Origin of the sequence: Shigella sp. FC1567 (genome assembly GCF_001743015.1) — a bacterium.
Taxonomy (GTDB): Bacteria; Pseudomonadota; Gammaproteobacteria; order Enterobacterales; family Enterobacteriaceae; genus Escherichia; species Escherichia coli.
On the sequence record NZ_MIIV01000085.1, the window covers coordinates 1 to 8,338 of the forward strand.

Annotated in this window: 5 protein-coding genes and 1 pseudogene; 3 read left to right on the forward strand and 3 right to left on the reverse strand. The window is 46.3% G+C overall.

Annotated elements, in window-relative coordinates:
• Both BHE85_RS06625 and BHE85_RS06630 read left to right on the forward strand, forming a co-directional pair.
• Positions 1–261: IS1 family transposase (locus BHE85_RS06625; protein WP_000317683.1), on the forward strand; the 261-nt coding region annotated here is incomplete at its 5' end.
• A gap of 67 nt (positions 262–328) precedes the next feature.
• Positions 329–1,045, forward strand: a complete 717-nt coding sequence (locus BHE85_RS06630; RefSeq protein WP_000947861.1) for a hypothetical protein — start codon at positions 329–331, stop codon at positions 1,043–1,045.
• 124 nt (positions 1,046–1,169) lie between these two features.
• Here BHE85_RS06630 and BHE85_RS06635 read toward each other — a convergent pair whose 3' ends face one another.
• From BHE85_RS06635 to BHE85_RS06645, 3 genes are all read right to left on the reverse strand, one after another.
• Positions 1,170–2,240, reverse strand: coding sequence for a restriction endonuclease subunit S (locus BHE85_RS06635; protein WP_011379338.1), 1,071 nt, complete (start codon positions 2,238–2,240; stop codon positions 1,170–1,172).
• 8 nt (positions 2,241–2,248) lie between these two features.
• Positions 2,249–3,883, reverse strand: a complete 1,635-nt coding sequence (locus BHE85_RS06640; protein ID WP_000627723.1) for a type I restriction-modification system subunit M — start codon at positions 3,881–3,883, stop codon at positions 2,249–2,251.
• A gap of 63 nt (positions 3,884–3,946) precedes the next feature.
• On the reverse strand, positions 3,947–7,357 hold the full coding sequence (locus BHE85_RS06645; protein ID WP_128832472.1) for a DEAD/DEAH box helicase family protein: 3,411 nt from the start codon (positions 7,355–7,357) through the stop codon (positions 3,947–3,949).
• A gap of 631 nt (positions 7,358–7,988) precedes the next feature.
• Between BHE85_RS06645 and BHE85_RS06655 the strand changes: the two are divergent.
• Positions 7,989–8,338 (forward strand): annotated as a pseudogene (locus BHE85_RS06655) (transposase); the annotation flags it as partial.

The window sequence follows — 8,338 nt, forward strand, 5'->3', positions numbered from 1 at the left end:
ACACTGGAGCGTCTTCTGAGCCTGCTGTCGGCCTTTGAGGTCGTGGTATGGATGACGGATGGCTGGCCGCTGTATGAATCACGCCTGAAGGGAAAGCTGCACGTTATCAGCAAGCGTTACACTCAGCGCATTGAGCGACATAATCTGAATCTGAGACAACATCTGGCAAGGCTGGGACGGAAGTCACTGTCGTTCTCAAAATCGGTGGAGCTGCATGACAAGGTCATCGGGCATTATCTGAACATAAAACACTATCAGTAAGTTGGAGTCATTACCAAAAATCCCGGTAAAATATGTTCAGGCACCATCCTATAAAGAAATATTTGAGGTGCTGAGTGAAACTAAAAAAAGGATTCCAGCACATTTATTCCGAATGATAAAAGATGAACTTTATGAGTTGGTCTTAACTGATGATCCGAAAGGAAAATTATATGTGAGGGATTCAGAGAAAATTGAAGAAGGGGTCAGTACAACTGAGTTTGTTGTGGGATATGGTGCTATTTCGATGGTAAAAAAATCGGAATCGATGGCAACTAAAGGATTGGTTGGACTGGAGCGTGTAGATCTCATCCGAGAGGTTGTATTTGAAAATGGATATTATGATTGGGGATGTGTTGTTAATGATGTTTTGCCAAATATATGCAAAGGCAATGCGCGCATTCCTATTTTTCACTTCTTAAATCACGCTAAATTAATTAATCCTGATGGGAGTATAATTAATGAAACAGAACTCTCAGGTGGCGTTTTATCACGATTAAATATCACTCCTATTAGTTTTCAGTCTCAAGGATGGGATAAACGACGCTCTGAAACCGTTCCTGAGGTCAAGGTGGGGGTCAATGAGTTATATCTTGCTTATGATTTCAGTTTCTTTTTAAGAATGATGCCTTATATGGAGCCTGGATTAATCAAGCGCGATATGGGAGAGCTTCTCAAAATATTGAAAAAACATATAGATGAAGCTATGAATACTCAGGTGTTGTCAAGTAATTTTTGCAAATTAGTGTGTATTTATGATTATATCAAAAATAGTCACAGGTATTAAGTAAGATATAACCTTCTTAGGGGGCGAGATAGTAAAAAAAGGCGTTACCTAAGAGTGACGCCTTAATTTCCTAAAATATCTTAATTTAATATAATAAATTAATGTTTATTTCGATACTAAGGATTTAAAAACCTATTAATCTCTTCTGTAGTGATAAAAATTGTATTTCTAAATGATTTAATGATATTTCTATTTTTTCTTTAAATTTTTCAATTCTAGCTAATCTATCTAATATCTCATCTTGATAGTATATAGGTGGGAGGGGAACATTGAATTTGTTTAATAGTTCAAGATTTACACCGGTTTGTCCTGCTGTTCTTTCAGAGTTTTTTACAACAACATCATGATATTCCGGAAGTTGTAGAAGATAGAATATAAACCCCTTCCTAATATTTTCTTTGGGTGAAGCTTTCATTAAAGCTACATTGTAGCTGCCGGATAAACCTCTAAGTATTTGAAACACAGGTGGCCCATAACGAGCAATCATAACATCATCAACTTCGAAAATACGTTTTGCTTTTTCTTGCGGAATGTACGTCGCATATTTATCGGATTTAAAATCTCTAATTTGTACTAATCTAATATAACCCTGTTTAGGTTCAAAAATAAAATCACTTTTAGGTGGTTGATTTCCACCTTTAAATTCAATAATTTCTCCCATAAGATGGACAGGCCATTTTTTGGGGTTTGTAATAGGATTCCCATACATTGTAGCAAACGTAGCACGCAAAAAATCATCAGCCAGTTTGATGGATTGCTCACGTTTTTGGCGTATACCCTCAGCTTTATCGAGAAGATCCACAATTCGTTTCTGCTCTTCAAAAGGTGGTAATTTAATAAATGTATCATAGAGATCGTCTCTATTTAATCCAGGAATACTTGTGGTAATCGTTTTCTTAGTGAGATCAATTCCGCTCAGAATATAAAACAAGTATCGGAGATCTAACTTATTATTATCTTTGATCTCAACGTAATAAGCAGTATCAATGATCCAGCCTCCGCTTGGAGCCCAGGTAATAGCACCAACGCTGCCTTTGCGGCCAATAATTATCGTGGGATAGCTGCAAAGCGTTTTATCGTGGTTGCCGACAATTCCTGAACTACCAAACACATGGACACTTCCATTCGATACACGCTGATCAGCTTTTAATGCTTTTCCGTAGTGAACATTAATAACATCCCCTAACTTCACCATCGCCGAACTCACAGCATCCCCTCCAGCTCATCCAAATCCGCCAGAATCTCTTTTTCCAGATCCTTTAACCGCTTCAATATCACCTTCGGATCTTCATATTCCTCCGCCTGATACACGACTTCTTTATAACGGTTGATGGATAGATCGTATTTCTGCGCAGCAATATCCGCTTTCGGTACAACAAACGCCGCCTGCGTGCGATCTTTAAAATCAACGCCAGCATTAATCCCTTCCGGGTACTGCTGTTTAAGCAACGAGGCTAACTTCTTACCCATAAAGTTATCAACCGGTAGCCCGCGTAAAGTACGGTAATGCTTCCAGCTTGCCAGCAGATGCGGCAGATCGTTGTCTTTTATCGGGTTGCGCTTATCATCCAGGCTGTAGCCGTCATTTTGTAGATCGTAGAACCAGACCTCATCCGTTTGACCGCCTTTGGTAAAGATCAGGATCGCCGTCGCCACGCCAGCGTAAGGTTTAAATACACCAGAAGGCAGATTGATCACCGTTTCCAGTTGGTTATCTTCCACCAGCGTTTTGCGAAGTGACTGGTGCGCCTTGCTAGAGCCAAACAGCACGCCCTGCGGCACGATAGTGGCACTGCGCCCGCCCACTTTCAGCATTTGCAGAATACGCGCCAGGAACAGTAGTTCGGTTTTTTTGGTTTTCACCATTGCCGACAGCGTGGAGTCGATATCTTCCTCGTCCAGTGAACCGGTAAACGGCGGGTTCGCCAGAATCAGGTTGAAGGCGTTTTTACTGGCCTGCGGGAAGTTTGTGCTGAAACTCTGGCTCATTGTGTCCTGATAGTGGATATCAGGCGCATCCACGCCGTGCATAATCAGGTTCATGGCGGCGATACGTAGCATTGTGGTGTCAAAGTCGTAACCGTGGAACATGTTGTTATCCACATGGTTACGCCACGGTGTCAGCAGATCGCCGGTAAAGATTTTTTGCTCTTCCAGCTCGCCACGTTCGTTGGTGCCAATCTCAGTATGAATGGATTCCAGCGAGCTGTACTTCTCCAGCAGATATTCATAGCTGGTTGCCAGAAAACCACCGGTGCCACAGGCGGGATCGCAAATCGTCTCGCCGCGGGCCGGGTTCGGCTCCATCATTTCAACCATCGTGCGGATAATGTGGCGCGGTGTGCGGAACTGTCCGTTGATTCCGGCAGTTGTCAGCTTGCTTAACAGGTATTCGTAAAGGTCGCCTTTGGTGTCGCCGCGATCCAATGGCAGGTTTTTGATTACCTCAACCGCTTTGGTCAGCAATGACGGCTTAACAATCTCCAGACGAGCATCTTTCATAAAGTTGCCCAGCAGCGTCACCTTCGAAGCATCGGCCTGGCCGAGCTGACGGAAATGCTGGAATACGCCATCGCGCACCACTTCCATCATCTCATCCGAGCCAAGGTTGCTATAGTGACTGAAACGGAACTCCTGCTGTTCTGGCGCAAAACGCGGTTTAAAATCAATACCCGCGATTTGTTTACGCTTTTCGTCGCGTTGTTCCTGGGTATCCAGCATCCGGGAATACATCAGATAGGTGATCTGTTCGATTACGGTCAGCGGGTTGGTGATACCACCCACCCAGAAATCTTCCCATAGTCCGTCGATTTTACTTTTTAAGTCGCCAGTAATCATTGTTAGCGTTTATATCCTGTTTTAAATACAAAAGCCCCGCTGCCGGGGCTTGTCATGCGTGTATTATACCGTCGCTGCGTCGGTCACAACACCCAGCTCTTCGACTATCTTTTGCAGGCGGGCGATTTGCGCTATATCAGGGAACACACCGGTAACGCCTTCGTTGTGGATATGCGTAAAAGGCTGTTCAAAGAGCTGCCGCATTTCAATGGTGCCGTAATCGCGAATGTGGTTTTTCAGCAATGACAGGAAGCGCAGTTGTTGGCTGGTCAGGCTGTTATCAGCGGCGAACTGGGCAAAACGCACTTCCACCGCGTCGCTGTCCATCCCGATGATGGTACGCAAAAGTTTATCCAGGCTGGCGGTTGCCTGCGGATAAAACTCTTTCAACGCACGAATATCAACGTTGGGGTTCTGGATCAGCACCAGCTTCGCCAGCTCATCCAGCTCGTTTTGCGTGACTGGCTCGCCGTTGCGGATTTTCTTCAGAACCGGGTTTTGCTGGAACAGCGGCTCCAGCGCCCCCTGAACCTGCTGGCGATAGAGTTTGAAATCAATCGAGCGGATATTAGTTTTGCGGGTCTCCGTCTGGATCAGGTTCGCATCTTCGGTAATATCCACCTGTATCGAACCAAATTTAGGCGTCGCGTCTTTTTCCATCAGGTGCATGATACCGCGCAAATGAATGCGAATATCCTCCAGCTCTTCCAGGCTGGCCTGCTTCCACCAGCTTAAATTACGAAGCTGATTGATTCGTTGTCCCTGTTGCTGCACCTGCGCCAAATGCGGCGGCAGGCGCTCCACTTTTTCGACGATGATCGGCCAGAGAACATCCAGCTCTTCCGGGTTGGTATAACGGGCAGTTTGCGCCGCCAGAATATCCATATCAAAGCGTATGGCATCGCTTTGCCCGCGCACGTCCAGCCACTGCATCAACGGGGCCAGAACAGATAGCAGATCCTGCTGTGTTTTCGGAGAAAGCTGGCGCAGCACCTTTTCATCACTGTACTGCGCTTTCTGCTGCCATTTTTCCTGTACGGCAATCGACTTTTCATCCAGTGCGTTGATTTGCTCGCGAAGCTGGTGAGCAACTAAATCCACCGCCTGTTTGTCGAATTTACGCTGCGCAGCGGCCCCCAGCATACCACGCTCGAAGCGTTTTTGCGCAAGCGATTTTGTCGCTGTGACTTCCGCCTCTTCGGTATGCAGCTCGTGATACTCAAAATTGCCCCAGTGATCGAAAATGCGGAATTTCTGTTTATCCAGCGGTTTGCCGTTATCGTCGTAACCGTACAACCCCGGACAGAGGCGCGTACCACGGCCAATCATCTGCCAGAACTTCACTTTTGATTTGACCGGTTTGGCAAAGACCAGATTCACAATTTCCGGGACATCAATACCGGTATCGAGCATGTCAACGGAGATAGCGATGGTCAGCTCTTTGTTGGTGCTTTCATCCAGCCCTTTAAAATCATCAATCAGTTGCTCGGCGCGGGGATCGTAGTTGTCGATGACCTGGCAGAAGCGCCCGGCAAACTGTGGGTACATATCGTCGAACAATTCATTCAACAGCAGCGCGTGTTTGTGGTTACGGGCGAAAATGATGGTTTTACCAGGCAACTGGCCGTCCCGATCTTTCAGGCCATTTTCCATCAGGTTACGCAGGATATAGCGGTTGGTGTCTTTGTTGTAGATCGCCTCATCCAGCGCCTTGCCATCAAACTCCAGCGTATTGGGATCTATGCCTTGTTCTTCCAGCTCGCGGATTTGTGCGTCGCTTAATTTCTCCCGTTTGATACCTTCGCGCAGGAATTCTGTTGTGTGTGTGACAACCTCATAGGGAACCAGATTGTTATCGGCGATGGCATCTTCCAGGCTGTAGTTGGCGGTAGGAATACGTCCTTCACAACCAAACAGGCCGAAAGTGGTTTTACTCACCATGTCAATTGGCGTGGCCGTCAGGCCAATCTGGAGGGCATCAAAATACTTAAACAGATCGCCGTAGACGTTGTAGATAGAGCGGTGGGATTCATCGGCGATGATCAAATCGAAATAACCGACATCGAAATGGTCCATGATTTTCATCATACCGGGATAGGTAGCGATGTAGATTCTGGCATTCTGCCTGTCTGCTTTTTTCGATTTCCCGACCACATACAGCGGCTCATTGGTGAATTGATTAAAGGCATTTGCCGCCTGTTTACGCAGTTCTTTACGGTCGCAAAGAAACAGGACGCGTTTTACCCAGCGGGCATCAATCATCAGTTTGCTTAGTGCAATTGCCACGCGGGTTTTGCCTGTACCCGTAGCCTGAACAATTAACGATTGTCGGTACTTGTTGGTAAACCGTTCACTGACGCGGGCAATGGTTTCGAGCTGGTACAAACGTCCGGCAACGGCCTTACCTTCGTTATCTTTTACGTGTGGCACTCTGTTCAGCGGCAGACGGGTTTCACGCTGCTGAATAAGATATTGCAGGCTTTCCTTGCTGTAGAAGCCAAACACCCGACGCGGGGGATAACCATGAGTTTTATGGTCATCCCACAGCCAGATATCATAGCCGTTGGTGTAGAAGATGACCGGACGCTGACCGTATTCTTTTTCCAGCCAGTCTGCATACAGCCGGGCCTGAATTCGTCCTTGCTCGGCATTGACGCTGGTTTTTTTTGCTTCCACCACCGCCAACGGTTTGTGTGCCTCATCCCACAAGACATAGTCTGCATAACCGTCACCAGAGGTGGTGGGTTGCTCTTTGACTGGATGTTCTTGTGTGACTTGATCCGTGTTTTTAAGTTCTTCCCCTACATTCCAGTCGGCTGCAAGTAAGCGAGAGTCAATCAGGCGACGGCGGGTTTCCGCTTCATCAATAGAGAGAATATCGGCAACATGCTGGTTACGCGCTCTGGCTTCATTCAGGCGTTGAGTGAGGTGTTCGGCCTTTTCCTGTTCTTGCTGTAGTGCGCGTTGTAGCGCCAGTTCGCGCTCACGGCTTTCATCCTGAGCCTTGATTGCATCTTCCAGACGTTTTTCATCTGCACGACCTGAAGATTGTGTTAATGGAGGGAGTGTAAATTTGGGGCAGTCATCAACATTACCGTGGGCGTAGCGAACATACAGCCAAATTCCCAACAAATACGCTTCTTTGAGCAGCCAGTAAGTATCTTTAGCTTTGATACGTCCGCCGTGCGCGGCACGGTTGCCATGGATACGCAGCGCATCCATTTTCATGATGATGGCTTCCGGCATCATGCTGGTAAAGACATCAGCGTTCATTAAATCGTAAAGATTAGCCTTAATACCTTCCGGCAACCGCTCCTGACGATACAACCAGCGCACCATCAATTCGGTGTAGTTGCGCAGCTTAACCAGGCAGCTTTCCGGATCGGAGTGAACATAGCGCTCTGCCATACATGCGAGTTCTGCCAGTTCCGGCCACTGGCTGCGCAACATTTCAAAATTGAGAGACTGCTCCATCAATCATCGCCTTATGTTGTGGATACAACAGAAATTCTGGAAAGAATATCACACTAATTTGGCCGACGAAGTGAGCCGGATGGCATATGGTGGTGATGTGTTTAACGACATAGCCGCTTTAACGGCCAGAACCTTGGTTTTCGCCCATCAATGGGCATCTTCAGCCCTGGCTACTCAAGGGATACCTTGCTCACTAACGCGGGTATGGCTGATCATCTATGGGATATGTTTTTTGAGCCAATAAAACAGCAGGCTCGTTAAAATAGCCTGGGCGTACTCCGTAATACCTGTCTATTTATTGGCTTATAAATATTTTCAGCACTAAATCATTTTAGTAAGTAGCAGATATCTTTTCCCGGCTAACACAAAATACGACAGGTCGTGTCGTATTTTGATGGCGCTTTTACCCAAGTTCATTATTAATTCATTTTTTTCAATGCATTAATCAACTTTTCGCATCTTCGCCATTTTTTCTATCCACTCCCCTTTGGCACGACATAACGTGTCGTACCTGTACGGCATAATCTCCCGTATCAATACCATGATATTTGGGAGAACAGGACTGTCTGAGGTAGCCTGAGTTTAACGGACACTCCTTCCTGAAATAGAATGGCATCAGAAGGAGCTAATAATGAGCAGAAAAAACCAACGTTACTCTAAAGAGTTCAAAGCCGAAGCTGTCAGAACGGTTCTTGAAAATCAACTTTCGATCAGTGAAGGCGCTTCCCGATTATCCCTTCCTGAAGGCACTTTAGGACAATGGGTTACCGCCGCCAGAAAAGGGCTCGGTACTCCTGGTTCCCGCACGGTGGCTGAACTGGAATCTGAAATTCTGCAACTGCGTAAGGCGTTAAATGAAGCTCGCCTTGAGCGAGATATATTAAAAAAGCAACAGCGTATTTTGCACAGGAGTCGCTGAAAAATACGCGTTAATCGAACAATGGCGACAACAATTTCCCATTGAAGCGATGTGTCAGGTAT